Consider the following 25,858-nt stretch of genomic DNA (forward strand, 5'->3'; position numbering starts at 1 on the left):
CTGTCTGGCTCGGCGACCGGTTGTGCTGTCCGACAACAGTCCTAGGTGTGGACCGTGCCGGGGCGGTGGTCCGCCGGTAGAGATACGGCGGAGAGAAACGTGCGAACGTGCGTGGGTGGTTCCGGCGAGAAGCCCCCGAGCTGAAAGCGTGGGAATGTCACGCCGATTCCGGAGCGTGCTCGAAACTGCTGGAAGTGATCAGAGCAGTCGGGGAGGCTCCCGGAAGAAAGGTGGTCCCGAATGGGGACACTGAGCACCGAGCCATGGCGGCTTCCGATGCGCACTTGAGACTAACACTACCGGATCCAACAGATATTCCCCCTCTCGATCACCGGCAATCGCGCTCTTCCGCGCGGGCGGCCTGCCCTGGCCGCCCGCCCCTTGCCGGCTCTGCCCTAGCCGCCCTGGGTGCCCAGCGGAAGCACGCTCGCGCCCGCGGCGTCGAACGCGAGCCGGTTCGCGGCCCACCCCTCGCCCGCGAGCTGCGCGACCTTGTCGGCCGCGTCGTTGTCGACCAGCGCGAGCACCGTGGGGCCCGCGCCGGAGATGACCGCGGGGATGCCGTCCGCCCGCAGCCGATTGACGAGTGCCACGCTCTCGGGCATCGCCGGGGACCGGTACTCCTGGTGGAGCCGGTCTTCGGTGGCCGGCAGCAGGAACTCGGGACGCCTGGTCAGGGCCTCCACGAGCAGACCCGCGCGACCCGCGTTGACGGCCGCGTCCACGTGCGGGACGGTGCGCGGCAGCAGGCCGCGCGCGGTCTCGGTGAGGACCGGCTTGGAAGGTACGAAGACCACCGGAACGATGGAATCGGCGGGCTCCATCCGGATCGCCTTGGCGCTGCCCCCGTCCATCCACGCCAGGGTGAAACCGCCGAGCAGGCAGGCGGCGACGTTGTCGGGGTGGCCCTCGATCTCCGTGGCGAGCTCCAGCAGCGCCGCGTCGTCGAGCTTGGCCTCGCCGCCTATGGTCACGGCGCGGGCGGCGACGATGCCGGCGCAGATGGCGGCGGAGGAGGAGCCGAGCCCGCGGCCGTGCGGGATGCGGTTGGCACAGACGACCTCGAGGCCGCGCGGCTGTCCGCCGAGCAGGTCGAAGGCGGTGCGCATGGAACGTACGAGCAGGTGGCTCTCGTCCCGCGGGAGGGTGTCGGCGCCCTCACCCGCGATGTCGATGTTCAGGCCGGAGTCGGCCACCCGGACGACCACGTCGTCGTAGAGACCCAGGGCCAGTCCGAGGGCATCGAAGCCCGGGCCGAGATTGGCACTGCTGGCGGGGACGCGCACCCGTACGGCGGCGGCGCGGAACGCTGGACCGGCCATCGTCCGATGACACTCCTTGTGACTGTGCGAGAACTTCGCTCTTCGCTGGCTCGCTGCGAAATGTACTTGAGAACGTACGACACCCGAAGGCCCTCGGGGCAGCACCACGGTCATATGCGCGGTGGCGGATGTAAGTACAGCCTATCGAAGGAAGGTTCTCATCCGACATAGGGCGCACAGGAGGCGCACGATGCGTGTCGCGACCTTCGACGGGCCACTCGTACCCTTCGGCCGGATTCGACCGGCTTCCACGGCACTTTTTGTTGCCGTACGGGGCGAGTTGCCCGGTTCCGGAGGGCCTCGGAGGCCCTCCGGAACCGGCTCGAACGTCAGACCAGGCCGAGACGGATCGCGGCGGCCTCGGCGTCCACCGGAATGGTGACCGGCTGCGGAGCACCGGCGACCGCCCAGTCGGGGTCCTTCAGACCGTTGCCGGTGACGGTGCACACGATCTTCTGGCCGGGGTCGACCAGGCCCAGCTCGGCGGCCTTGAGCAGACCGGCCACCGAAGCGGCGGACGCGGGCTCGACGAAGACGCCCTCCTGCGCGGCCAACAGCCGGTAGGCGGCCAGGATCTGGCGGTCCGTCACCTCGTCGATGAAGCCGCCCGACTCGTCCCGGGCCTGCAGGGCGTAGTCCCACGAGGCCGGGTTGCCGATGCGGATCGCGGTGGCGATGGTGTGCGGCTCCTTGACGACCTCGCCGCGCACGATGGGCGCGGAACCGGAGGCCTGGAAACCCCACACGCGGGGCGTACGGGAGGCCAGGCCGTCGGCCTTGTACTCCTTGAAGCCCTTCCAGTACGCGGTGATGTTGCCGGCGTTGCCAACGGGCAGCACGTGGATGTCGGGCGCGTCACCGAGCGCGTCGACGATCTCGAAGGCGGCCGTCTTCTGGCCCTCGATGCGTACCGGGTTGACCGAATTGACCAGCGCCACCGGGTAGTTGTCGGACAGCGCGCGGGCGAGGTCCAGGCAATCGTCGAAATTGCCGTCCACCTGGAGGATCTTGGCGCCGTGCACGAGGGCCTGGCCCATCTTGCCGAGCGCGATCTTGCCGCGGGGCACGAGCACCGCGCAGACCATCCCGGCGCGCACCGCGTACGCCGCGGCGGAGGCCGAGGTGTTGCCGGTGGAGGCGCAGATGACGGCCTTGGCGCCGTCCTCCTTGGCCTTGGTGATGGCCATGGTCATACCGCGGTCCTTGAAGGACCCGGTGGGGTTGGCCCCCTCGACCTTGAGGTGCACCTCGCAGCCGGTGCGCTCGGAGAGCACCTGCGCGGGCACGAGGGGAGTGCCACCCTCGCGGAGCGTGACCACGGGAGTGGTGTCCGTGACCGGCAGGCGGTCCCGGTACTCCTCGATGATGCCGCGCCACTGGTGGGTGCGATTGCTGCTCATGGGTCCTTACTCCCCTTCAACACGCATGATGCTGGCGACACCGCGGACGGTGTCCAGCTTCCGCAGCGCCTCGACGGTCCCCGAGAGGGCCGCGTCGGGCGCGCGGTGAGTGACGACGACGAGGGAGGCCTCGCCGTCCTTGCCCTGCTGCCGCACGGTGTCGATGGAGACGCCGTGCTCGGCGAAGGTGGTCGCGACCTGGGCGAGCACGCCCGGCTTGTCGGCCACATCGAGGCTGATGTGGTACCGCGTCACGACGTCGCCCATGGGGCTCACCGGCAGCTGGGTGTAAGCGGACTCGCCGGGCCCCGTTGCCTCGGCGAGCTTGTTGCGGCAGATGGCGACCAGGTCGCCCAGGACCGCCGACGCGGTCGGCGCACCGCCCGCGCCGGGCCCGTAGAACATGAGCCGCCCGGCGGCCTCCGCCTCGACGAAGACCGCGTTGTACGCCTCGCGGACGGAGGCGAGGGGGTGGGTGAGCGGGATCATCGCGGGGTGCACGCGCGCGGTGACCGACTCCCCGTCGGCGGCGCGCTCCAGGATCGCGAGGAGCTTGATGGTGCAGCCCATCCGCTTCGCGGAGGCGAAGTCGGCGGCGCTGACCTCGGTCATGCCCTCACGGTAGACGTCGTCGAGGCGGACGCGGGTGTGGAAGGCGATGCCGGCCAGGATCGCGGCCTTGGCGGCGGCGTCGTAGCCCTCGACGTCGGCGGTGGGGTCGGCCTCGGCGTACCCGAGGGCCGTGGCCTCGTCGAGCGCCTCCTGGTAGCCGGCGCCGGTGGAGTCCATCTTGTCGAGGATGAAGTTCGTCGTGCCGTTGACGATGCCCATCACCCGGTTGATCTTGTCGCCCGCGAGGGACTCGCGCATGGGGCGGACCAGCGGGATGGCGCCGGCGACGGCGGCCTCGTAGTACAGGTCCAGCCCGTGGGTCTCGGCGGCGGCGTGCAGCGCGGCGCCGTCCTGGGCGAGCAGGGCCTTGTTGGCGGAGACGACGGAGATGCCGTTCTCGAACGCGGTGGTGATCAGCGTCCGGGCCGGCTCGATCCCGCCGATGACCTCGATCGCGACGTCGATGTCGCCTCGTTTGAGGAGGGCGGTCGCATCGGTGGTGATCAGCGCCGGGTCGATGCCCTCGCGCACCTTGGACGGCCGACGCACGGCGACGCCCGCAAGCTCGACGGGGGCGCCGATCCTGGCCGTCAGATCGTCGGCGTGCGTCGTCATGATGCGAGCAACTTCCGAGCCGACCACTCCACAGCCCAGCAGCGCCACCTTCAGCGGACGCGTACGCATCATTCGACCTACGCCTTTCGATCTTCCATCAGTACCCCGTGCACGGTTTGCGCGCGGGGTGAGAACCAGTCTCACGCAATGGACAGCAGTTTCCACCCTCGGTCCATTGAGTGAGACAGGCATTGAGACGCTTGAGACCATTATTTTGGGGGTCCGAGGGCTTCCCCCAGAAATAAGGGAATCATCCGAGGTCGAGTCGCAGGAGATCTTCCTCCGTCTCGCGCCGGACGATCACCCGGGCCTGACCGTCGCGCACGGCGACGACGGGCGGCCGGAGCGCGTGGTTGTAATTGCTGGCCATCGACCTGCAGTAAGCGCCGGTGGCGGGCACGGCGATGAGATCTCCGGGCGCCAGGTCGGCGGGCAGGAAGGCGTCCTTCACGACGATGTCCCCGCTCTCGCAGTGCTTGCCGACGACGCGGACGAGCATCGGCTCGGCGTCCGAGGTCCGCGACACCAGACTGACCCCGTACTCGGCGTCGTACAGGGCGGTCCGAATGTTGTCGGACATCCCGCCATCGACGCTCACGTACGTCCGCAGCCCTTCGAGCGGCTTGATCGTCCCGACCTCGTACAGCGTGAAGGCGGTCGGCCCGACGATGGCCCGCCCGGGCTCGACGGAGATCCTCGGGGCCTTCAGCCGCGCGCTGTCGCACTCCCGGGCGACGATCTCGTGGAGCGCCTTGGCGATCTCGTGGGGCTCGCGCGGGTCGTCGGCGGACGTGTACGCGATCCCCAGCCCGCCCCCGAGGTCGATCTCGGGCAGCTCCACCCCGTGCTCGTCCCGCACGGCGGCCAGCAGCTGCACGACGCGCTTCGCCGAGACCTCGAAGCCGGCCATGTCGAAGATCTGCGAGCCGATGTGGGAGTGGACGCCGAGCAGCTCCAGGGAGTCGTGCCCGAGCGCGCGGCGCACGGCCTCGGCGGCGCTCCCGTCGGCAACGGCGATTCCGAACTTCTGGTCTTCGTGCGCGGTCGCGATGAACTCGTGCGTATGGGCTTCCACGCCCACCGTCACGCGGATCTGCACGGGCTGCCGTACGCCCATCTCACGGGCGATGTGCGCGACGCGGGCGATCTCCTGGAAAGAATCGAGCACGATGCGCCCGACCCCGGCCCCGATGGCCCGGCGGATCTCGCCTTCGGACTTGTTGTTCCCGTGAAAGGCGATCTGCGCTCCCGGCATCCCGGCGGCCAGCGCGGTGGCGAGCTCCCCACCGGAACACACGTCCACATTCAGTCCTTCTTCCCGCAGCCACTTCACGACGGCCTTGGAAAGAAACGCCTTGCCCGCATAGAACACATCGGCGTCCTTGCCGAAGGCATGCGCCCAGGCCCGGCACCGGGCCCGGAAATCCTCTTCGTCGAGGAAGTAGGCGGGGGTACCGAACTCCTCGGCGAGCTTGGTGACTTCGATCCCCCCGACGCTCACGACCCCGTCTTCTCCCCTGCTCACGGTCCGGGCCCAGACCTTCTCGTCCAGCTCATTGAGGTCTGCGGCCGGCGGGGAATAGTGCCCCTCGGGCAGGACATCGGCGTGGCGGGGCCCGGCGGGGTGGGCGGAACGGCTCATCGGTCTCTCATTTCACGGATCACAGGCGTTCGGGTGCGTCGATGCCGAGCAGGGCCAGGCCGCCGGCCAGCACCGTCCCGGCGGCTTCGGCAAGAGCCAGCCGGGCACGGTGGGCGGCCGAGCGTTTCTCGTCCCCCTGGGGCAGTACGCGGTGCTGGAAGTCGAGCAGCGCGTCGGCGAGCTCGACGAGGTACCTGGCGAGCCGCTCGGGCGCACGGTGGTGCGCGGCGGCTTCGAGGACGAGCGGGTAGTCGGCGAGGGCCCGCAGCAGCTCAGGGGCGTCGGACACGTCCGCCGCCTCGGCGCCGAACCCCAGCTGCCCGGCGTTCCGCAGCAGCGCGCGGCTCCTGGCGTACGCGTACCGAACCCGGAAGAACTCGCTGCCTTCCCCCTGCAAGAGCAGGCCCTGGTCAAAGACGGGGGTTTCGCGGGCGGGAGCGGTCAGCATGGCCCAGGCGGAAGCATCGCGTCCGTACTCACCCACCACGTCCCCGTCCCGCCGGGCAACGGGAGCAACGCCCGGCGGCGGCCCCCCGTGCCCGTCCCCCTGACTGCGCAGGAGCCGTACGACGGCCTCGTCGACGGCCCGCTGCCGCGGCTCGGCGGTGCGCGCCCAGCAGAACGGCTCGACCCCGAAGGCTCCGTCGGCGTACCCGTAGCGGAGGCCGCGCGCGCGGACCTCCCGCACGAGACCGGCGGTGGACAGCGGCGCGAGGGTGAAGTTCAGGAACCCGGCGCCGGTGACGTCCACACTCGCGACGCCAGGCACCGCGGCCAGCCGTCGACCGAGCACACCTGCCACATCACCCGGCGGACGCCCGGCGCTCTTGGCGACCTGGAAGGCAACTGGGGTGGCGTAGTCCCCCACCCCACCGGGCCGGGTCCGCTCGACGACGACCCGCTCGGGCACGACCACGTCCGCCGACAGCTCCCCGTCCTCGACGGCGCAGCGCACGGCGCGTACGACGCAACGGGAGAGGTCAGCGGGGGTCACGGGACCAGCCTAGGCGAGACGCCCTCTCATCCCACGAAGGGTTTCGCCATATGAACAGGAGGCTTAATAAGCTTCAGCCCCTCCCCCTCCCGGCGGGAGCCCCTCTCCTCCCGTCACGCCGGTCCTTGCGCTCGATCAGCCGCCGCACGACCCGCACCAGCTCGGTCGGCTCGAACGGCTTCGCAAGGAACGCGTCCACACCGGCCGCGATCCCGGCCTCGACCTCCTGCTGCGTACAGGCACTCACGATCGCAACGGGCACGTCTCGGGTCCGCGGATCGGCCCGCAACTGCGCGGCCGCCCCGAACCCGTCCAGCCGAGGCATGACCACGTCAAGGGTGATCACGTCCGGACACACGCGATGCACGACGTCCAGACACTCGGCACCATCGTTCGCGGTCACGACCTCGAAGCCCTCCAGCTCGAGATTGACCTTGATCAGCTGCCGGATGACCTTGTTGTCGTCGACAACAAGCACCCGGCCTGAGACGCCTGGCACAACTCGAGAGTAGGTCGACCCAACCCCCCGCGTCCGGGTTTTCGCCACTTCCACCCCCTCCGGGCGACGCACCTCCCTCTCCCCCACAAACCGGTTCCTGATCACCCCGGGGAAGCTGGTAGTGTTCAACCCGTCGCAGCAACACCAGCGACCGCGCCCCCGTAGCTCAGGGGATAGAGCAACGGCCTCCGGAGCCGTGTGCGCAGGTTCGAATCCTGCCGGGGGCACTTCGCAGGAAGTGCCCAAAGACCCCGCCATCAGCGCTTTAGCTGAGACGGGGTCTTCGCGTATGTGCAGCCAACTGCCGTGCTGTGCAGCCGTATGTCAGCGCCTGTGGACTATTCGTGGACAGGATCTTGGTCCATCAGCCCAGGTCAGTGGTAGAAACGCGGAAGGCCCCCGGACAGGTCCAGGGGCCTCGCAGCGTATCGCCGCTCGCTCGCGATCACTCGTACTCGCGCAGCAGATCTTCAATCCGCCGGTTGGCCACCTCCTGCCGGCCGTCGAGGCACTTCGCATACCGACTGAGCAGCACCTCCACGCTGTTGCCGGCACGCTCGGCGACCTCGGTCGGGTCGACGCCTGCGTTGAGCCACGTGGACAGTGCCGAGTGCCTGAGGTCGTACGGCCGACGAGCGAGCGGTGAGGCAGCCACGGCCGGCGGCAGAGCCAGGACCCGGGCCTCTTGCCACGCCCGGTAGTACGTGGAGGACGAGACCACTCCCCCGCCCTCACTCAAGAACAGCCGACCGTCCTTGGCCGTCCCGAAGGTGTCGAGGTGCTCCCGGAGGATGGTCACAAGCTGCGGAGGAATGGGCACCCGCCGGACGTCTTCCATGGGCCGATTCTTCAGCCCGCGGTCGTCATGACCCTCCCCAGAGTCGGTCCACTGCTTGCCGACGCTCGGCCGGGTTCGGTGAAGCAGGGCCGTCCCCCACCCAGAGCCCGGGAGGGTCAGGTCTGACTCAGCCAACCCCACCACCTCAGCCGGCCGGAAGCCCCCGAAGTACATCCCGGCGAAGAGCCCCCCGAGCCGCCGCCCGCGAGCACGGCTATAGCCACCGACGTACTGGACCGCGTGCAGGAGCGACCGGGCCTGCTCAGGGTTGGCCACCACCCGAGGGTCGACCTCATTCGACACCTTGGGCTTCTGCGAGCGAACCGCCGAGAGCGGGTTCTCTCGGAATTCCCCGAGATCCACCGCGTAGTGGAGCGCATTGACCAGCGTGCGCCTCTTCCGCCGTACGGTCTCGGCAGCAGCCGCAGTCCCATCCAATTTGATCTTCAGCGAGTCAAGGCACCCGCCGCGCATGCGCGGCGCGCGCGGCCCGTCACCCGGGCCTGCGCTCCTGTCTGCGCCCCGCTCCAGCCCGGCCGCCGTCCGCACGCCTGCGGCTCGGGTTGATAGGTAGCGCCTCAGGCGAGCGTTCAGGCACGGCAACCGTCACATGGCATGCGTGGCCGGGAGCGCTGCCGACTGCGGCCGGGACGGGGTGACAAAAGACGGCCAGCGGCGAGGGAGGGGTGGCCTCTTGCGCAAGGCCTGCCGACTGCCGGGCCTGAGTGGGGCTGGGCGCCGTTCCCCCGCCGTCACGGATGACGGGCGCGTGAGGCGAACACACCACCGGGAATGGGCGGGCGGGGAGCAGCTGCTGCCGCGATGTGGTGCCGGCCGGTGTGGTCGCTCCGCGTCGGTACCGGTCTCGTCGTGGCTGATGAGCGTGTCGTCTCAGGAACCTGCTCAAATTGCCCGCCAGCACACGGCCCCTGACCATGCTCGGACCCCAGCCCGGGTAGGCACCGGCCAAATCGACCCCGCCGACCGCTACCTCAGGTGCCGCGCCCGCCGATCCTGGCCCCCTGGTCCTGCTCAGCCAGTACGCCCGTGCTTGTGGAGGGCAGCGCTGGCTCTAAAGCGGATACGGCCACAGCGGTCACGCTCTTCGTCGGAAGTATCTGGGCCACAGCAGCAGTGACCAGCAAGCCAGCGGAGATCGTCGGGCGTCAGCCAGAGGGCAACCCTCCCCAGCTCGTGCTCTCTCTGCGGGTCGGTCGGGTCAATGCTCGTCATGGCGAGAGAGGCTATCCGTGCCCCTCACGTGCCCGATCGGTCGGGGAGCAACGGGGAACACTGGGCGATCACCGTCGTTGGACATAGCGACTGCCCCTGACCGTTTGCACTGGTCAGAGGCCGCTCACCTGCGGTGGGTGTGGGATTTGAACCCACGGTGACTCGCGCCACGACGGTTTTCCAAACTGGTGCGGCGTAGCCGCTACGATCGACCCATGACGTCACATCAGGCGGATGCCTCGTAGATCCCCGCGCGAGCTGAGGGCCACCGCGCCCGAAAGCCAAAGCCATGCGGTAAGCACGCTGCTCATCAGCGCGTGTCCTGGGCCGCCAGCATGTACAGCCGTGCACACATACCTCTTCGTCGATGGTCTCGACGTAGTGGCGCGCAGCGATAGCAGAATGGCCGGCCTCGACCCGAGGCAACTCCTCCGCCCAGGCGGACCGCTCTATCCGACGGATATGCCACGCAAGGTGGATGTGGCAGCCGAGGAGCAGCCCGAACCAGGGCCAGACAGGCTAACCATCCGGATCAGGCTCCGCGGCGAGATGGTCATCTGGTCCGACGTGATGTACCCGGGCCCCGTTGCCGGGGCCATCGAGGAAGTTCACTTCCGCCTGCGGCAGTACCTGGGCGAGGTCGAGCGTGCATACGCGGCGTTGCAAAGCCAGCCCTGACCGCAGCTGAGCGCCCTCCCGGGCCGTGGGAGGGCGCTCAGTGGTGACCAATGCTGACAACTGACGACAGCTCAGCCGCTGGTCAGCGGGTTGATCGGTAACTCAGCCGCAGATCAGGGCGGCGGGGCGTCAGTTGTGGTTGTTCTGGCCAGGCCATGAGTACCGCGCGGTGGCCTGATTGCTCCCTTGTGCGCGCGGCAGGTGCGTGTCACACAGAGGTGAAGCGGGACGATCTGGGGAGGGGAACGCTGAATGTCCGAGTTGGTTAGCGATTCGGCAGCTTCGTCAGCCTGGGCAATCAAACGGTTCGGGGAGCAGGCCAGCAGGCTCGTTGCCGCGGTGCCAGTGCAACTGGCCAAGGCGCACTCGAAGGCTCACGCCACACACCTGGCAGCGGAGCTGAAGAAGCGAAGCCCCTACGGCGTCACCCTCGCCGAGGCTGTGCGAGAGAACCTGGCAGACATGGCACGCGAGCTGCGGGAGTCGGTTCGGGACGTGCGGGGGTACGAGTATGCGGTGATCAACGATCACGCCCTCTTCCCGTTCAGGTACGGAGACAAGCCCAAGGCCGTGGATCGCGCTCGCTTGCCCGCCAACACGTCGCCCACGCGGCGCCGGCTGTTCAAGGCACATGGGCCGCAGCCTCGGGAGGCCCTGTTTGATCTCGGCAACGACTTAACCACAGATGAGTACCTGGGGCTGCACGAAGCATTCGAGGAGTTGGGGGCCTCGACAAAGCTCGTCTGCCTCTTCTTCACGGCCGATGCGGAGAGCGGCATCCACGTCATCTACTGGGGAGAGGCGCACCTTGAACCGGACCGGACGTTCACGTGGCTCCACAGGGAACAGCTCCCAGTTGCCCGCGCCGCTTAAGTCGGGGCGGCCCCCGGATGCGGGGTGTGGCCCGGAGCCGGCCTCTTGCGGCCCATATGGGGGACTGGGGGCACAGCCCAGATCGCGGCCGAGTCTCTGACCTGCTGAAACGCGTGAGACGCGCGGGACCTCCGGAGCCGTGTGCCGGCCGTGCTTCTGTCCGCAAGGTCTGCGCCGCCTCCCGGATTGCTGACGTTGGGGAGCCCATCCTGAGGTCCTATAGCCGCCGGAATCAGGTGGGGGTCAGGTGACTCAGCCCAGGTGCGGTGCACAGACGGCCAAGGGGAGCCGGTGCACTAAGCCCGCGATCATGAACAGCTCTCGGTGTCAGTTACACCAGGGAGGCTCGTCGAGCTACGGAGTGGCGCAGCGGAAGAAGAAGGAAGCCGAAGCGAAGATGCGGAAGCTTCGGAAGAAGAAGTGAGCTGGCGGGCGGCCTGCCTCTGACATCCATGGGTGACATCAACGCGGGTGAACACCGGCAGTGCCGGGCGGTCGCGGAGAGGCATCGCAGCCTGGGCTGAGTGGGTGATGGGCGGGGGCAGGGCGAGCTTACAAAGCAGATGTCGCCAGTTCGAGATCGACTGCGACCACCAGCAACAATAGGCACGATGTGTTCACAATTGCCTCCGCGGATCAGGGGAGCGGATGGCCGGGTCTTCACTGCGAAATCGAAACTCTGCAGAGACGCCCAAGCTCTTCCGCGCTGCGACGTAGAACGCATCACGCCGATCTTGAAACTCGCGAAACGCCCGCGTCCAATCTTCTGCGGTCCCCGAGCGCTGGTCACGAGCGAATTGCTCAAGCACCCAGGCCTGACGCTGCAGAGCTCTAGCCGCCGAGACCGTGTCGGCGTCCCCCATCAGAAGCACGGTTTCGAACGCATACCCACGTTCCAGCTCTGCCTCAGCCAACAGCTCCAGACCAGCCTCTGAAGCGATGGGCTGAGGAAGGTCAAAGAGTCCTTTCGCAGCCGCGAGTCGGCCTGCCACTGAAACGAACCTTTTGATGGCGTCGGCATACCGGATGTACGACTCCAAGCGGCGCTCATCCCACCGAGTGGAAAGCTGTCGCCGCCACCGTGATCTCTCCATCAGTGTTGCGCCCAGATATGAGGCCAGTGCACCAACGAGCACGCCTATTAGCGTGAATAGCTGACCCGACAATGTCCCCCCTGCCACTTGAACCCGTGTTGAAGCCTAGCCCGCGGAGTGCAGCCCGCCAGAGCCCGGGCGGCGACCTAGACCCTCATCGTCCTGTGGGAACCTTGGCGAGCCCTTCGTCAGCGCCCTGAGCCAGACGATCGTTGAGTGGGACTCAGGTCCGGACGAGGGGCGACACCGGGTTCATCAGATCTTGCCTCCGGAACCACGGTGCCAGGCTGCGCACCGTCCAGCCTTCGGGAACGTCCCGTGGCTCGACCGCTGTCGCAGCTGCGGCCTATTCATGGACCAGCGTGGCAGCAGAGGCCACCTTCAAGGGCTCTGACCTGCTGGAACGCGTGAGACGCACGGGGCCTCCGGAGCCGTGTGCGCGGGTTCGAATCCTGCCGGGGGCACTTCGCAGGAAGTGCCCAAAGACCCCGCCATCAGCGCTTTGGCCGAGACGGGGTCTTCGCGCATGTGCAGCCGCTTCGTGTAGGGGTCTCGTCCTGCCGCGGGGAGGCCTCGACGTCATTCACCCCGTTCGCGCGAGTCTTGACGGACGCTTCTGGAAGGGGGGGCGTCCGTCCCGTACTGCGGTCGCCGGCAGCGCGGTGGCGACCGCTCGGCGCTGTTGGGCGCTCACGGCGAGCGTAGGCCTGTACGTCCGCCTGCACGTCGGCCGGGCGCCAGTTGCGCGCAGGCCGGCCGCCGCCTGTACGTGGGCCAGATGCAACGGTCGTACGGTCACGCTCGCCGCACGGCGGGATACCGGGGCACCTGCGGGACCGCAGTGTCTCCACCGCCGACATGTCACCTCAGCCTGCGAGGTCACGATGCGGACGAGCTGTATGGAATGTCCGACTGCATGGATAGTCTGACGGTGTGTACGACATGACTGACCCGGTCGCCAGCCGCGACGCCGCGAAGGCCGCCGAACGCGAACGTCTGGCACGTGCGCGAGCGCGTCGGCAGAGCCAGAGCAGTCAAAGCAGCGCCGCGGTGAGTGGGTTCGCCCAGCGCAAATGGCGTTGGCTCGGGGTGGGTGGCGATGAGGCCGTCGAGGCCGTGCGCGCCATGCTGGCCGACCTGGTCGCAGTACCGGAACTACCCGAAACCGACCGCGCGGTACTCGCCCTCGCCCTCGAAGGGACCCCTGATCGCGAGGGGTTGCTGCCGTCCGTGCGTACGGGGCTCATCTCGCTGCCGCCGGATGCCGTCCTCCATCACCTCCGTGGGCTGTGGGCAGCCGGTGTGCGCTGGCTCAACGAGGCGGGGCTGGACCGGTGCAGGCTTCTCTGCTCGACCGCACCGGGGCTGGAGCTCGTCAGCACGCGCTCACGCGCGGTCTCGGGCGGTCCTGCCTTCTCGCTCTTCACCACGGCCGCGACCCGTGGTGCGATACCCCTGCCCAACCGCTTCCTGGACTCGGCGCTGTCCTGGGCTCCGCTGTCCGTCATCGACGATCTCGTCGATCACGGCGGCCTGTTGGCGGAGGATTCTCCGTGGGAGGCGCGCGACGCCGAGGAAGCCCTGTACCTGCGCGCCCGGCTCGCACCGGATGGCATCACGCAGCAGGAGGCGGAGCGCCTCGGCTGGGAGTTCTGGCTGCGGCGCCAGGCCTTCCTGGCCGGCCGGACCGTGGTGCGCCAGGAGCCCGATGACGTCTGGGACCTGCTGTACGACGTAGCAGTGGAGGGCGACGTGTCAGCCCTCGACGCACTCGATGCCGCACTGCCACGGCAGCAGCAGATCGAGCTGCGCGACCTCAAGTCGGGCGCGATCTCCGGCCAATGGGCCCAGGACATGGCGAAGGACCGCGGCCTGTGGCTGCTGATGGCGGCGCTCTGGCATCCCCAGGAGTCCGTCGACGCGAGTCGCGGCCCGTTCTACGCGCTGGTCGCGATCAAGCGGGCCTACGACCTGCTGAAAGCGGACCGACTCGAGGACGCGTTCCGGCAGGCCCGCTCCCTCACCCGTGCGGGCACGGGCGCCCGAGGAGTGTCCGCCGAGTTGGCGTCCGAGGCCAACTCCATCCTCGCCTACACAACCGCGGTGAAGGGCCAACTCGAAGCGGCGGAGGAGTACGCGGTCAGGGCCGCCTCGGGTGGTGGCACGACCGCCGAGCACAACCTCGCGCTCGTCCGCACGTGGAGCACGTTGACGAAGAACGAGCGCGGCCCGGTCACGAACCCTTTCCTGGAGTTCGGCCTGGATCACGGGGCCACCGGGTGGGAAGTGCACTGCCGGGAGATCTTCCGACAGCACGAGGGCGATACCCCGGCCCAAGCCCGCTTGAACCGGGCCGAGGACCGGATCCGGAACGCCTTGCACGGCGACGCCGGCTGGAAGGTCTTCTTCGAGCTGCCCTTGGACCCGTCCCGGTACGTCATCACCCCCGGCGTTCCCCGCCACCTGGTGCCTCCGCTGGTGGCCCTGACACGGCGCACCTCCGTGACCAGCGGGGCCGAGCTGGAGGCCATCCGCGCCCGGGCAGCCGTCGAGCTGCTCGATGATTTCCGGACCACGGCCCCGCACCTCGACCGGCACAGCCCGGTCCAGTGAGCACGTCGATCCAGATCCATTCATCCTGACGGAACAAGGCAGATCCCTGATGACCCCGAAAAACAGCCCTTCGGCAGGGCGTGGGCGGCAGTCCGCGATTCCGAAGAACCTGCGGCCTCACCGCCCCTGCCCCCACTGCGGTCACATCCAGCCCGGTGCCGATGCCAAGACCGCGCCGCACCACCCCCAGGGCAGGAAGCGCCGCCTTGAGCGCCGCCGCGGATCCGCGGGTCCGGTGCCGTCGCCGGCGCCGTCGGCGGAGATGCCGGAGTCAGCGCCGGAATCAGCACCGGAATCAGCACCGGCCGCAGCCCCTGATCCGATCGACGCGGCGACGATCATCAAGCGCGTGGTGGCGGGCGTTGCGGAGGCGCTCGCGGACTCCGGCGATTTGCCCGCCTCCATCGTGAGCACGTCGGTGCGCAAGGCCGTGCTGGACGTGTTCCGTACCCGCGCCCAGTTCGCCGGGCGGATCGCCGAGATCGACGCGCTGCTGTGGTCCCGGGCAGCCCTCGCGGGCTCCCTGGTCGACCCTTCCATGGCGGCACACCTGCGCGAACTCCGGCTCCTCAGGGTGGTCGAACCGGAGGAGGGCGACCGGTTCGTGGTCACCGAAGGCGAGGGTTCCTCCTTCGAGTTGTTGCGTCCGGCGTACGTGGACGAGTTGACCGGCAAGGTCATTCTCGCGGGGCAGCTGCGGCGCGTGCCCGAGCCCATCGGCCGCACGGAGGGGGAAGCATGAGCACGGCCGGCATCGACTTCGGGACCACCAACTCGGTGGTGGCCCAGTGGAACGGTGAGTACGTCGAGGTGCTGGAGATCGGCGGCCGGGGCCTGGACGCGGACTGGCTCCGACCCGGCTTCGAGCTGCTCTACCCCTCGGTGGTCGGCACCAGCACGCTGCGCCCCGGGACCCTTTTCGGCTGGGAGGCGAAGCTGCGTTCGGAGCACGCGGTCGAAGCCTGCAAGCGGATGCTGCGGGACGAGCCCTTCGTGTCCTTGGGAGGTTCGCGTTTCGCCGCGACCACCGCCGCCGCCGGTGTCTTCCATGCCATGGCGGTTGCCGCGGAGGAGGAGGCCGCCACCGAGATCCGCGATGCCGTCATCACGGTTCCGGCCAACGCGACGGGCGCGGCGCGGTTCCGTACCCGTGAGGCCGCCCGCGCCGCCGGTCTCACCGTGCGCACCCTGCTCAACGAACCGACGGCCGCCGCCATCGCGTACGCGCACGAGATGGAGGTCGACGGAGAGTTCCTGGTCTTCGACTGGGGAGGCGGCACCATGGACGCCACCCTGCTGCTACATGACGAGGGGTTCTTCGACGAGAAGGCGAGCCGTGGCGTCAATCAGCTCGGCGGGCTGGAGATCGACGCCCGACTGCGTCGGATGGTCCTCGACCGGGCTCCGGCACGCCGTCAGTGGACTTCCTCCGAGAAGCGCCAGTTCAACCTGGACATCGAGCGCGCCAAGATCCTGCTCTCGCAGCAGGAGTCGGTTCTCGTGACCACCCCGGACGGCGTCGTTGTCGAGATCGGCCAGGTCGCGTTCTCGGAGGCGATCCAGGATCTGATCAGCCGTGCTCTCGACCCGGTCGAGGAGTGCCTGGCGCAGGCCCGGATCGAACCGCACGAACTCACCGCCGTCCTGATGATCGGTGGCAGTAGCCAGATCCCCGCGGTGCGGGCAGCCGTGGCCGAGGCGCTCGACTGCGAGCTGGTGGACACGGACTTGTGCAATCCCATGACGGCCGTGGCAGAAGGAGCGGCGATCGCGGCCGCGGCCATGGACGGGGAGCTCAAGAGCATCATCCGTGTGGTCAACACGCATGCTCTCGGGACCGTGACCAAGAACCGGGAGGGGCAGCGCCGGTTCAGCGCCCTCATCGACCGGAACCAGCGGCTCCCACAGCAGCGCATCAAGTCGTACGAGCCCACGCGCGACAACGTCGCGAAACTGACCGTGGAGGTCTGGGAGGGAGATCCGGACCGCCCGGTCGACCATCCCGACAACGTGAAGCTGACCGACCTCGTACTGACCTACCCGAGCATGGGCAAGGCCGCGGACAGTGTCTTCGACCTGGAGTACACCTACAGCAAGGAAGGGCTCCTCGCGGTCAAGGCCACCTTGCAGAAGACCGGGCAGGTCCTCCTCGACGGAGAGGTCAAGGTCTTCGGGGACGGCCAGGTCCTGCCGGAGGTGCGCAAGGAGCTCGAGCGGCTGCTCGAACTCACTCCGGTGGCGAGGCCCGTTTCCGAGCCCACTCACCCACAACAGCAGCCCAAGACGCAGCCCCTTCCCGGGCCTCCGAGCCGCCGCTCGGCGGGGGCCGTCGGGGTGCCCCGGAAGGAACCGCTCATCGTCGACGGTTCGAACCTCGCCTGGAACGGCAGGCCCTCGCGTGCGGCGGGCGGGCAGCCGAGCTTCGCCGCCTTGGAGGCGGCCGTGAGGTCGCTGCGGCTCAAGCATCCCGACCGCGACGTGCACGTGGTGGTCGACGCCACGCTCCGGCACGACGTCGCCCCTCCGGAGAGGCCCCTCGTGGAGAAGGCGATCGAAGCCAACGAAGTGGTGCAGCCGCCTGCCGGGACCGAGGGGAAGGGCGACGCCTTGGTCATCAGCATCGCCAAGGAAGTTTCCGGGGTGATCGTCTCCAACGACAACTTCGTGCCGTTCCAGAAGGCGAACCCTTGGCTGCGTGCCTCCGGGCGCATTATGGGGGCCACTCAGTCGCAGGGAGTGTGGGTCTTCAACCCGCGCATCCCGAACCCGGCGGATCCATCGGTCCGGCGCAGGTGAGCGGGCCGGGCCGCCGGACCTTCCGGTGGTCCGTACGAGGCGGGTGCGGATCAGTCTGTGGGTTCGTGGGATGGGGCGGGGTTGGGGCGCTGCCTATCGTGGTGCGTGATTCCCCTGTGTGCCGGTGACCAGGCGCTCTGCGGGGAGCGAGCACGTACGAGATGGGGCAGCGGACATGCGTGAGTTGGTGGAGACGGCTCGGCAGTGGGTGGCCGAGGGGCGGGTGGCGTTTTTGGTGCGGCCCGTTACCGAGCAGGGGTTCGGGCCGCGGGATCCTTCCGGGGGGCTGCTCGTCGATGTGCGGGGGGAGTGCGCCGGGAGCCTGTACCAGGGGGTGTTCGATGCCGAGCTCGTGGCCGAGGCCGGGGCCGTGGGGGCCGGGCACACGGCGCGGGTGTGTGAGGTGTCCGTGGGCGGGGCCGAGGCCGCTGAGGCGAGGCTGACGTGCGGCGGGCAGGCCGAGGTGCTGCTGCAGCCCTTGGGTGCGATCCCGGGCGAGTGGTGGGACCTGCTGGAGGAAGGGGTCGGGGTGGCCCTGGTGACACGGCTGAACGAGGGGGCCGATCAGGCCGTCAGTCACGTGGTGCGGGCCGGCGGTGTGGTGAGTGACGATGCCGGGCGGCGGGCCGGGGAGCTGTTGGCCAGTCGGCGGGCCGGGCGGGACGCGCTGTACGGGGAGTCCGGGCTGGTGCTCGTGGAGGCGTACCCGTCTGCGCCGTATGTGGTCGTCGGCGGCGGGGGTGAGCTCGCGGAGATCATCGAGCAGCAGGTGCTGCTGCTGGGGTGGGAGGCCGTGCTGGTGGAGGGGGCCGAAGAGGCCCGGAAGGCGATTGCGGCGCGGCGGGATGCCGCGTGCGTGGTCATGCTGAGCCACGACGAGACGTTCGACGTGCCGACGCTGCGGTTCGCGCTGGCCGAGGGGGTTCCGTACATCGGGGCGCTCGGGTCGCGGCGTACGACGACGCGGCGCCGGGAAGGGTTGATCGCCGCGGGGGTGACGGAGGCCCAACTGGCCTTGGTGCACGGGCCGATCGGGCTGGATCTCGGGGCCCGGACGCCGGCGGAGACCGCCCTGGCGATCTGCGCCGAGATCCTGGGTGTGCTCGGGGCCCGCACCGGCGCGGGTGCGCTGCGGGACACCGACGGGCCGATCAACGTCTGAGCCGCGGGCGGAGGCGGTTTCCGGCGGGAGTGCGCGTATCGGGTGAAAGTGCGGGAAAATGGTCGGTATGGACATGATCCTGAGCGTGGACGCGATCCTCCTTGATATCGCATGGTTCGCGGTCGTCGGACTCGTCGTCGTCGCCATGCTGCTCGGCGGCTTCAAGCTGGGCCAGCGGGTACGGGCGAAGGAGCCCCGGCCGCCCGACCCCTCGGAGCAGCCGCACCTGCCGAACGGTGGGGCGGTCTACGAGGTACGCGGGGAGCGGGACCCCGTGGAGATCCCGGAGGGAGGGCTCCGGCCCCACGAAATGCAGGGTTACGGAAACTTCGGCTCCACCGGCTCCAGCCATCCGGAGGACGTCCGGGCGGAGCGGGAGTCCGGGTACGAGCATCCGGGTCCGGAGGCGACGTACCCGAGGCCGCAGCCGGGAGGCCCCCCGGACCACGGGCGTGGCGCGCACAGCTGACACCTCGGCCACCTGCCACCTCGGCTCTGACACCCGACTCTCTGGCCCGCGCCTCCCGCGCGGGTCAGAGGTCTGTTCGCAGCCGGATCACCTCCGGGGGCGGGTGGCGGGCCGAAGTGGCCCGGACCTCCGCGGTGAGGGGCGGGTCCAGGGTGTGGAAGGGGACCTCGCCCAGGCCGATCGCCGTGATCGTGGCCGTGGGGGGTGACGGGGGCGCCTCGCGGGTGGCCACCTCCGCCGCCAGTTCGGCGCGGAGGGCTGCCGGGAGGGGGCTGGAGACCAGCGGGGTCTCGTCACCCACCGGGAGGACGAGCACCAGGGCCTGCGGGCGGCGCGGGGTGCCCGTGTAACCGACGACCGCCGCGTCGCGGACGTCCGTGTGCCGCAGCTTCTGCCAGCCGCGGCGGCCGGCCGGGTAGGGCTGGTCCAGGCGCTTGACGACCAGGCCCTCGATACCGCTGGCCGGGAGGGTCTCGTACCAGGTGGCGGCCAGTTCCGGGTCCGTGGTCATGGGGACCGGCTGGAGTGGCGGGCCCAGCGGGAGGAGAAGGTCCACCAGGAGGGCGCGGCGGCGTTCGTACGGGCGGGTGCGCAGGTCGAGCCCGGCGAGTTCCAGGACGTCGAAGGCGGCGTACGAGGCCGGGAGGCTCTGCGCGAGGACGGCCGCGCGGGCGGCGGTGGCGGCCGCCGCGCGCCGCTGGACCAGGGCGAAGTCGGTGCGGCCTGCGTGCCAGACCACCACCTCGCCGTCCAGCACCGTACCGGCGGGCAGTTGGTGCGCGGCGGCGGCCAGGTCGGGGAAGGCGCCGGTCACGATGCGTCCCGAGCGGGCCTGGAGCGCGACGCCGGCCTCGGTGCGCAGGACGAGGAGGCGGTGGCCGTCGAACTTCGGCTCGTACGCCAGACCCGCCCCGCGCGGCAGGGTCCGTACGGCCGCGGCCAGCGCGACGCGGATCACGGCAGTCGCCCCGCCCGGTCGGGGTCGGTCAGGGGGGCGAACAGGTCGCCGTGGCGGGCGAGGCGTGGCGGGATGTCGTCGGCGAGGAAGAGCAGGTCGGGAGGGGTCCGGCAGGCCTCCACCTCCGCCCAGGAGACGGGCGTGGAGACGGTGGGACGGGCCCGGGCGCGCAGGGTGTAGGGGGCCGCGGTGGTCTTGGCGGCGGCGTTCTGGCTGTGGTCGACGAAGACCTTCCCGGGGCGCAGGGCCTTGGCCATGCGGTGGACGACCAGGTCGGGGAGGGTTCGTTCGGCCTCCTGGGCGAGGGTCTTGGCGTACGAGGAGACGTGCGCGGACGGGGTCGGGTGGAGGGGCACGGAGAGGTGCAGGCCCTTGGAGCCGGAGGTTTTGGCGTAGGCGTGCAGGCCGTCGGCGGCGAGGCGGTCGCGCAGCCAGAGGGCGGCGGCGCAGCACTCGACGACGGTGGCGGGCGGCCCGGGGTCCAGGTCGAAGATCAGCCGGTCGGCGACGGCGGGGCTGTCGGCGGGCCACTGGGGCGTGTGGAACTCGACGACCAGGTTGGCGGCCCACATGAGGGAGGCCATGTCGGCGATCACCACTTGTTCGGCGGAGGGTTCGTCGGAGCGGGGGACGGGGGTGGTCTTCACCCAGTCGGGGGTGCCGGGCGGCGGGTTCTTGGTGAAGAAGAGCTGGCCGTCCGGGCCGTCGGGGTAGCGGAGGAAGGACACCGGGCGGTTGTGGATGTGCGGGAGGAGGGTGTCCTTGATCGTGGCGTAGTAGTGGAGCAGCTCGCCCTTGGTGAAGCCGGTCTCGGGATAGATGACCTTGTCGAGATTGCTGAGCGTGATGCGACGGCCCTCCACCAATGTGATCGGCGTCATACGACGAGACTGCCACGAAACCGGAGGAAGCGGGCGGGCAGGCAGGCGGTGCGATCCATACGGAACGGGGCCGTCTCCTTCCACCCGATTCATTCGAGTGACGGCGGTTCTCGGGGGGCGTGGCTGTCGCGCGCTGATCCAGGTGTGCCAGAGGTGTAGTGCGGGGGCGCGGCCGGTTCAGGCGGAGGCCCGCTTGGTGGTCTTCTCGGCCGTGGTCTTCTTGGCCGTGCTCTTCTTGGCCGTGGTCTTCTTCGCAGCGGCCTTGGCCGTGCTCTTCGTGGCGGCGGTGGTCTTCTTGCCGCCGGCTTCCTTCGGTGATGCGGCGGCCTTCTTCGCCGCCGTGGAGCCTGTTGCCTTCCGGGCCGGTGCCGTCTTCTTCGCCGGGGCCTTCTTCGCGGTCTTGCGGACGGGCAGGGTCCGGACCTCGGCCTCCGTCTCCTCGGCAGCACCGCGCTCCCCGCGCGACTCCTTGGCCGCGCGGACGCTGTTCTCCAGGGCTGCCATGAGGTCGATGACCTTGCCGCCCGTCGGGGCGGCTTCCTCTTCGTGCGGCAGCTCGATGCCCTGGAGCCGGGCTTCGATCACCTGCTGGAGGGCTTCCTGGTAATCGTCGTGGAGCGTGGACAGGTCGAAGTCCTGGGACAGCATGTCCATGAGGGACCTGGCCATCTGCAGTTCCTGGGGGCGGATCGTGACCTCGCCCTCCGGCGCGACGCCGGCGGCAGGCCGGACCTCGTCGGGCCAGAGGCACGTCTGCAGCACCAGCGTGTCCTCGTGCACTCGGAGCACGGCGAGTGACTCTCTCGACCGGATGGCGATCTTCGTGACGGCGATCTGCCCGGCCTCGGTCAGGGCCTGCTTGAGCAGGGCATAGGGCTTGGCGGCCGCGCGGTCGGAGGTGCCGACGTAGTAGGCCTTGGAGAACATCAGCGGATCGATGGTCTCGGCGTCGACGAAGGCCAGCACGTCGATGAGCCTCTTGCTGGGGAGGGGGAGGTCGGCGAGGTCTTCGTCGGACAGCATGATCATGCTGCCGTCCGGGGCCTCGTAGCCCTTGGTGATCTCCGCATACGGAATCTCGACGTCCTCGGCTTCGCATACGCGCCGCAGCCGCACCCGGGAGCCGTCCTTCTCGTGCACCTGGCGAAGCGGGATGTCGTGCTCCTCCGTGGCCGTGAAGAGCTGGACCGGGATCGTGACCAGCCCGAACGATATGGCCCCCTTCCAGGTCGCTCTCATACCGGCGCTCCTTCCCTGGGACCCTCAGGCTAAGACGAGGTCAGACACCGCGACACTCGGCGACGACCACCTGTCCTGCCGGTCTCGGGCGAGGCGACGGCGCAGCCCGCCAAAAGCCGGAGCCTGGTGGCCGGACGGGTGGGCTCAGCGCCAGTCGTCGATCACATAGGCGTCGGGGTGGCTGTATCCGGGCTCGTTGGGCCGGTGCATCGTGACGCCCTGCATCCACGTACGGAAACCACGGTCGATCATGCGCCGATAGGCATCCGGGCGGCCCAGGTTCATCCCGGCGTCCAGCTGACTCAGCCCGCGCTCGGCCGCCAGTTGCTCACATGCGTCGAGCAGTCGCTCGAAGCGGTCGGCGGCCTCCGGGCCAGGGCGTACGGCGCCGAATTTGACGAAGCACACGTCCTCTCCGGCCTCCGATCCGGCTCCGCAGTGGCAGACGGCCAGGCCGTCGAGCTCGGAGCCGCCGCCCTGGAGCAGGACGGTGTCACCGAGTCCCTGCGCGTGCACGGCGACGATTTCGCGTTCCAGGTCCAGGCCCTCGTACACGGCCCCGGTGAGTTCGCGGCAGGCACTGAGGCAGGCGGACTGCTCGGCGGCAGGCAGCTCGCCGTACGTCACCCGGCCGGGGACCACGGGGCTGCCCGCGACGTGCTTCTTCATGACGGCCGTGAGGAATCGGGGCCAGAAACCGTATCTGCGGTAGAGCTCAAGGTGCTTCGGACTGTGCGAGAAGGTGAACAGGCCCAGGTGGCGGTTGCCCCAGGTGTCGAAGCAGTCCATGACCGGATCCATGAGGCGCTTGCCGACGCCCTGGTCCCACAAGTCCGGACGCACGGTCAACGGTCCGAAGTACCCGACGCTGCCCCAGTTGGCGGCGAAGTTCGATCCGGCGAATTCACCCTCGATCGTCGCTGCGAAGGCCGCGTGCGGATCGGCCGCCCAGCGTGTGCGGACGTATTCGGCGGTCTCGAAGAACGTCTTCGGCTCGGGGATCCCGAGGAACGTCCCGAAGGCGACCCGGAAGATCTCATCGGCCCGATCCAGGTCCGCCTCGGCCAGCGGGCGGACTGACACCGGGCCCGCGACGGTCTTCCGCTCCGCTGCCGGTGAGGTCATCGCTCTCTCCTTCTCGGAGTCCCCGTTTCATCACACCACGAGCGGCACCGCATGGCGAAGCGAACGGTCAGCCGGTGCCGGAGGCCGGTGACCAGGGCCGATTGCCTTGCCTGGGGAGCGGGGTGGGGGGTGCGGGGGGTGCGGGGGGAGTGCGGCCGCAGGTGCGGGTGGGGCCTGCGGCGCTTTTCCCCACCCCGCCCCTTCCCGAACTGGGGCTCCGCCCCAGACCCTCCCCCAGACTCCGTCCGGGGGGACCCCCACGCCTCAAACGCCGGCGAGGCTGGATGTGCGCCGCCGGGTGGTCTCGGGCGGCTGTCAGGTTGGGCGTTGTCCGGGGCGGGGTGGTGGCGACGGGTGGGTGGGCCTCGGCCGGGGGTGCGGCCGGCTCGCGCCCGGGGTGGGGGTGGGTAGCCAGGTTCTGGTGTCTCGGGCCAGGGCGAACAGGGCTTCCACGTCCGGGGGTTTGAGGGCCGTCGGGGCGCACTTGAGGGTGGGGAGGGCGGTCAGGGGTTGGAGGATGTGGATGTCCCGGACCGTGGGGGCCACCTCCACGCGGGAGGCCTCCACCACCGCCAGGGCCGGGGTGACCTGGGCCGACAGGAGGCGGGTCGCAAGGGCTGCTGCGCGGCGGGTCCAGCGGGGGTCCGGGCGGGGTTCCGTGCGGCCCACCGTGAGCAGGAGGTCGCCGACGGCGGCACGCTGGCGGCGGCCGGGGGCCGTGCGGACGCAGAAGATGCCCGCCGGGCCGATCAGCAGGTGGTCGATGCTGCCCAGGCCGGGGAGCGGGACGCAGTGCAGGGTGCGCCAGCCGTCCGGCTCCAGGGTGTCCAGTACGTCGCCCATCCGCTGCTGGGCCGCCAGGTCCTGGCGGAGGCGGTGGCGGGCCCGCGTGCCCGCCGGGCCGTGTTCCAGCTCGCCCAGCAGGGTCTCCCCCGGGCGGTTCGGGGCGAGGTCCGCGTCCGGGGGCAGGGCGAGGCGTCGCAGGTCGGCCGCCGTGGGGACCGGCGGCGGGCCTATGGAGACCGTCCCGCTCAGGTAGGGGCGGAGGGCCGCGAGGATCGCTTCCCGGTGGTCGTCCGCCAGGACGCTGATGCGGTTCGCCTGGCGGTCGTACCAGGCCACCGCCTGCCCGTCCGGCAGGTTCACGTACAGTCGGCCGCGGCCGGCCCGGCCGGCTGACGGCAGTACTTTGAGTGGCGACATCGCCCTCACCCCCGCGGTCCATGGGAGCAGTCCGGGCGTCGCACGGCAATCCCCCGGATGTGTCACGTAACGACTCCGACGGGACCTTGCGGCTCTGCTGTTACAAGAACGGGGCTGCGCCGCAACGCCCCTCCCCTAGGTTTGTCCCACCTGGACCCACCTGGACCCGCCTGGACCCACCTTGACCCGCCAGGCCCTCCCTGACCAGCACCGAAGGACTCCCGTGAGCACCGTCCGCCGCCGCACTCTCGTTCGCGCCGCCGCCGTGGCCGCATGCGCCGGAAGTCTGCTGGCGCTGCCCACCGCCGCCGCGCTCGCCGAGGGGGTGCCCGCGGCCTCCTCCGCGCACTCCGCCGGGCGGCCGGCCTCCTGGGTCGGCGGCCGCGGAGACGCCCCCGCGCAGGGCGAGGGGTACGGGTACAAGACCGGGACCCGGAGCGGGCAGGTCGTGCCCGTGACGGCGGCGAGGGAAGCGGAGCCCGCCGCCGTCGGGTCCGTCGATGCGCGGCGGCTGAGCACGCTTGCCGACGGGCCGGGTGAGGGCGTGCTGCTGCTCGCCGCCGGTGGGGGCATCGCGGCCGTCGGCGCCGCCGGGCTGGGCTTCGCGATGCTGCGCCGCGGTCGTACGGACGGCTGACGTACGGGCTGCGGGCGGGCTACGGATCACTGACGCGCACAGCACCGTGGGCAAAGAGGGTGTGGCTCCGCATAAGGTTGACGCGATCGGCCGGCGTGGCGCGGGCAGGAGGGCGCGGGGTTCTGTGAACAGGTTTCCGTTGCGTGCCGCGGCCGCCGCCTCCGCCCTGGGCGCTGTCGCGCTGCTCCCCCTGCTGGCCGGCTGTGGCGACACCGGCGGGCTCGCCGGGGCCGGGGTCACGCCGACCGCGCGGGGGCCCGTACACCTGTGGCCGGACCGGCAGGGTGCGACCGTACCGCCCGCCGATCCGGGTGGCGCCCCGCCCGAGTACGTCAAGGGGATCCCGCCGGTCAAGGACCAGGACGTGCACGCGGTCGACCCGGTGGCGCTCGTCCAGGCGGAGCTGCGGGCCCACCCGAAGGTGGACGTCGGCCCGGACGGGATGCCCCAGGAGACCGCCGCAGCGATCCTGGCCTGCGGGAAGGACGGGGCGGACGGCTCGGCGGACGGTGCGCGGTGCCCGGTGCTGAAGCCGTACTACCGGGACCTCACGGGCAACGGCAAGGACGAACTGATCATCGGCATCGAGTTCGGCAGCGGCCCGGACGTCCCCGAGAAGGAGATGTCCGTACGCGTGTACACGGCGGATCCTGACGGCCGGCTCAACCGGATCATGGCGACGACGCAGAGCGTGATCACGGTGGAGCTGGCCGGGCAGGACGTGATCCTGCGCGTGCCGAGCGGGAACAACGGCTACGAGTTGATCACCGCCTGGTCCTGGGACGAGAAGCAGCTCACGATGCTGCCGACGCGCGAGCAGATCGTCCGGGTGCCGGTGAATCCGCAGCCGCCCAGCGGCAAGCCCCGCACGCGCCAGCCCGGCCAGGGCACCGGGCCCGGCAACGGCTCCGGCCCGGGCTCCGGCAACGGCTCCGGCTCCGGGCTCGGCACCGAGTCGCCGTGAAGGTCCGGCTG

Annotated in this window: 21 protein-coding genes, 1 tRNA gene and 1 pseudogene; 10 read left to right on the forward strand and 13 right to left on the reverse strand. The window is 70.0% G+C overall.

The genetic code is table 11. From position 1 onward, the window contains the following. Positions 1-395: 395 nt before the first annotated feature. From thrB to OG625_RS12215, 6 genes are all read right to left on the reverse strand, one after another. A complete protein-coding gene (gene thrB / locus OG625_RS12190) occupies positions 396-1,322 on the reverse strand; it encodes a homoserine kinase (RefSeq protein ID WP_329379225.1) in 927 nt (308 codons plus the stop codon). Positions 1,323-1,651: 329 nt separating this feature from the next. After that, on the reverse strand, positions 1,652-2,722 hold the full coding sequence (gene thrC / locus OG625_RS12195) for a threonine synthase (RefSeq protein ID WP_329379227.1): 1,071 nt from the start codon (positions 2,720-2,722) through the stop codon (positions 1,652-1,654). Between the two features lie 6 nt (positions 2,723-2,728). Continuing rightward, positions 2,729-4,018, reverse strand: coding sequence for a homoserine dehydrogenase (locus OG625_RS12200; RefSeq protein ID WP_329390605.1), 1,290 nt, complete (start codon positions 4,016-4,018; stop codon positions 2,729-2,731). Positions 4,019-4,199: 181 nt separating this feature from the next. Continuing rightward, a complete protein-coding gene (lysA, locus tag OG625_RS12205; RefSeq protein ID WP_329379229.1) occupies positions 4,200-5,591 on the reverse strand; it encodes a diaminopimelate decarboxylase in 1,392 nt (463 codons plus the stop codon). Between the two features lie 19 nt (positions 5,592-5,610). Beyond that, positions 5,611-6,585 (reverse strand): ArgS-related anticodon-binding protein NrtL, encoded by a 975-nt coding sequence (nrtL, locus tag OG625_RS12210; protein ID WP_329379231.1) that lies wholly within the window; start codon positions 6,583-6,585, stop codon positions 5,611-5,613. 73 nt (positions 6,586-6,658) lie between these two features. After that, complete coding sequence (locus OG625_RS12215; RefSeq protein ID WP_329379233.1) at positions 6,659-7,189, reverse strand: response regulator; 531 nt, start codon at positions 7,187-7,189, stop codon at positions 6,659-6,661. A gap of 50 nt (positions 7,190-7,239) precedes the next feature. On the opposite strand from OG625_RS12215, the gene OG625_RS12220 reads away from it, so the two are divergent. Then, positions 7,240-7,311: transfer RNA gene (locus tag OG625_RS12220), tRNA-Arg, on the forward strand. A 218-nt stretch (positions 7,312-7,529) separates the two neighbouring features. Here OG625_RS12220 and OG625_RS12225 read toward each other — a convergent pair. Next, a pseudogene (locus OG625_RS12225) lies at positions 7,530-8,381 on the reverse strand (tyrosine-type recombinase/integrase); the annotation flags it as partial. 1,119 nt (positions 8,382-9,500) lie between these two features. Between OG625_RS12225 and OG625_RS12230 the strand changes: the two are divergent. Together OG625_RS12230 and OG625_RS12235 are read left to right on the forward strand one after the other, a co-directional pair. Next, complete coding sequence (locus tag OG625_RS12230) at positions 9,501-9,833, forward strand: hypothetical protein (RefSeq protein ID WP_329379236.1); 333 nt, start codon at positions 9,501-9,503, stop codon at positions 9,831-9,833. A 252-nt stretch (positions 9,834-10,085) separates the two neighbouring features. Further along, on the forward strand, positions 10,086-10,706 hold the full coding sequence (locus OG625_RS12235; protein WP_329379237.1) for a hypothetical protein: 621 nt from the start codon (positions 10,086-10,088) through the stop codon (positions 10,704-10,706). A gap of 617 nt (positions 10,707-11,323) precedes the next feature. Here the strand turns inward: OG625_RS12235 and OG625_RS12240 are convergent. Next, positions 11,324-11,746 (reverse strand): hypothetical protein, encoded by a 423-nt coding sequence (locus tag OG625_RS12240; protein ID WP_329379239.1) that lies wholly within the window; start codon positions 11,744-11,746, stop codon positions 11,324-11,326. A gap of 996 nt (positions 11,747-12,742) precedes the next feature. On the opposite strand from OG625_RS12240, the gene OG625_RS12245 reads away from it, so the two are divergent. The 5 genes from OG625_RS12245 to OG625_RS12265 all read left to right on the forward strand — a co-directional run bounded on the left by OG625_RS12245 (position 12,743) and on the right by OG625_RS12265 (position 18,840). Beyond that, positions 12,743-14,413, forward strand: coding sequence for a hypothetical protein (locus tag OG625_RS12245; protein WP_329390606.1), 1,671 nt, complete (start codon positions 12,743-12,745; stop codon positions 14,411-14,413). Positions 14,414-14,762: 349 nt separating this feature from the next. Beyond that, complete coding sequence (locus tag OG625_RS12250) at positions 14,763-15,155, forward strand: hypothetical protein (protein ID WP_329379241.1); 393 nt, start codon at positions 14,763-14,765, stop codon at positions 15,153-15,155. After that, positions 15,152-17,209, forward strand: a complete 2,058-nt coding sequence (locus OG625_RS12255; protein WP_329379243.1) for an Hsp70 family protein — start codon at positions 15,152-15,154, stop codon at positions 17,207-17,209. Before OG625_RS12250 ends, OG625_RS12255 begins: the two co-directional genes overlap by 4 nt. A 175-nt stretch (positions 17,210-17,384) precedes the next feature. Next, entirely contained in the window at positions 17,385-18,371 is a 987-nt protein-coding gene (locus OG625_RS12260; protein WP_329379245.1) for an XdhC family protein, read from the forward strand. 67 nt (positions 18,372-18,438) lie between these two features. Further along, complete coding sequence (locus tag OG625_RS12265; protein ID WP_329379247.1) at positions 18,439-18,840, forward strand: DUF6479 family protein; 402 nt, start codon at positions 18,439-18,441, stop codon at positions 18,838-18,840. Between the two features lie 64 nt (positions 18,841-18,904). On the opposite strand, the gene OG625_RS12270 is transcribed toward OG625_RS12265, so the two are convergent. The 5 genes from OG625_RS12270 to OG625_RS12290 form a co-directional block, all read right to left on the reverse strand. Further along, positions 18,905-19,795: an ATP-dependent DNA ligase gene (locus OG625_RS12270; RefSeq protein ID WP_329390608.1), complete on the reverse strand. Its 891-nt coding sequence runs from the start codon at positions 19,793-19,795 to the stop codon at positions 18,905-18,907. Continuing rightward, entirely contained in the window at positions 19,795-20,679 is an 885-nt protein-coding gene (gene ligD, locus OG625_RS12275) for a non-homologous end-joining DNA ligase (protein ID WP_329379249.1), read from the reverse strand. Before ligD ends, OG625_RS12270 begins: the two co-directional genes overlap by 1 nt. Positions 20,680-20,856: 177 nt before the next feature. Then, a complete protein-coding gene (ku, locus tag OG625_RS12280) occupies positions 20,857-21,918 on the reverse strand; it encodes a non-homologous end joining protein Ku (RefSeq protein ID WP_329379251.1) in 1,062 nt (353 codons plus the stop codon). Positions 21,919-22,062: 144 nt separating this feature from the next. After that, positions 22,063-23,043 carry a GNAT family N-acetyltransferase gene (locus OG625_RS12285; protein ID WP_329379253.1) on the reverse strand — a complete coding sequence of 327 codons (981 nt, stop codon included), beginning with the start codon at positions 23,041-23,043 and terminating at the stop codon, positions 22,063-22,065. A 315-nt stretch (positions 23,044-23,358) separates the two neighbouring features. After that, a complete protein-coding gene (locus OG625_RS12290) occupies positions 23,359-24,246 on the reverse strand; it encodes a nuclease-related domain-containing protein (protein WP_329379255.1) in 888 nt (295 codons plus the stop codon). Between the two features lie 223 nt (positions 24,247-24,469). Here OG625_RS12290 and OG625_RS12295 point away from each other — a divergent pair, with 223 nt between their 5' ends. Continuing rightward, positions 24,470-24,883: a hypothetical protein gene (locus OG625_RS12295; protein WP_329379257.1), complete on the forward strand. Its 414-nt coding sequence runs from the start codon at positions 24,470-24,472 to the stop codon at positions 24,881-24,883. 124 nt (positions 24,884-25,007) lie between these two features. Further along, positions 25,008-25,847 (forward strand): hypothetical protein, encoded by an 840-nt coding sequence (locus OG625_RS12300; RefSeq protein ID WP_329379259.1) that lies wholly within the window; start codon positions 25,008-25,010, stop codon positions 25,845-25,847. The last annotated feature ends 11 nt before the right edge of the window (positions 25,848-25,858 follow it).

Origin of the sequence: Streptomyces sp. NBC_01351 (assembly GCF_036237315.1) — a bacterium.
Taxonomy (GTDB): Bacteria; Actinomycetota; Actinomycetes; order Streptomycetales; family Streptomycetaceae; genus Streptomyces.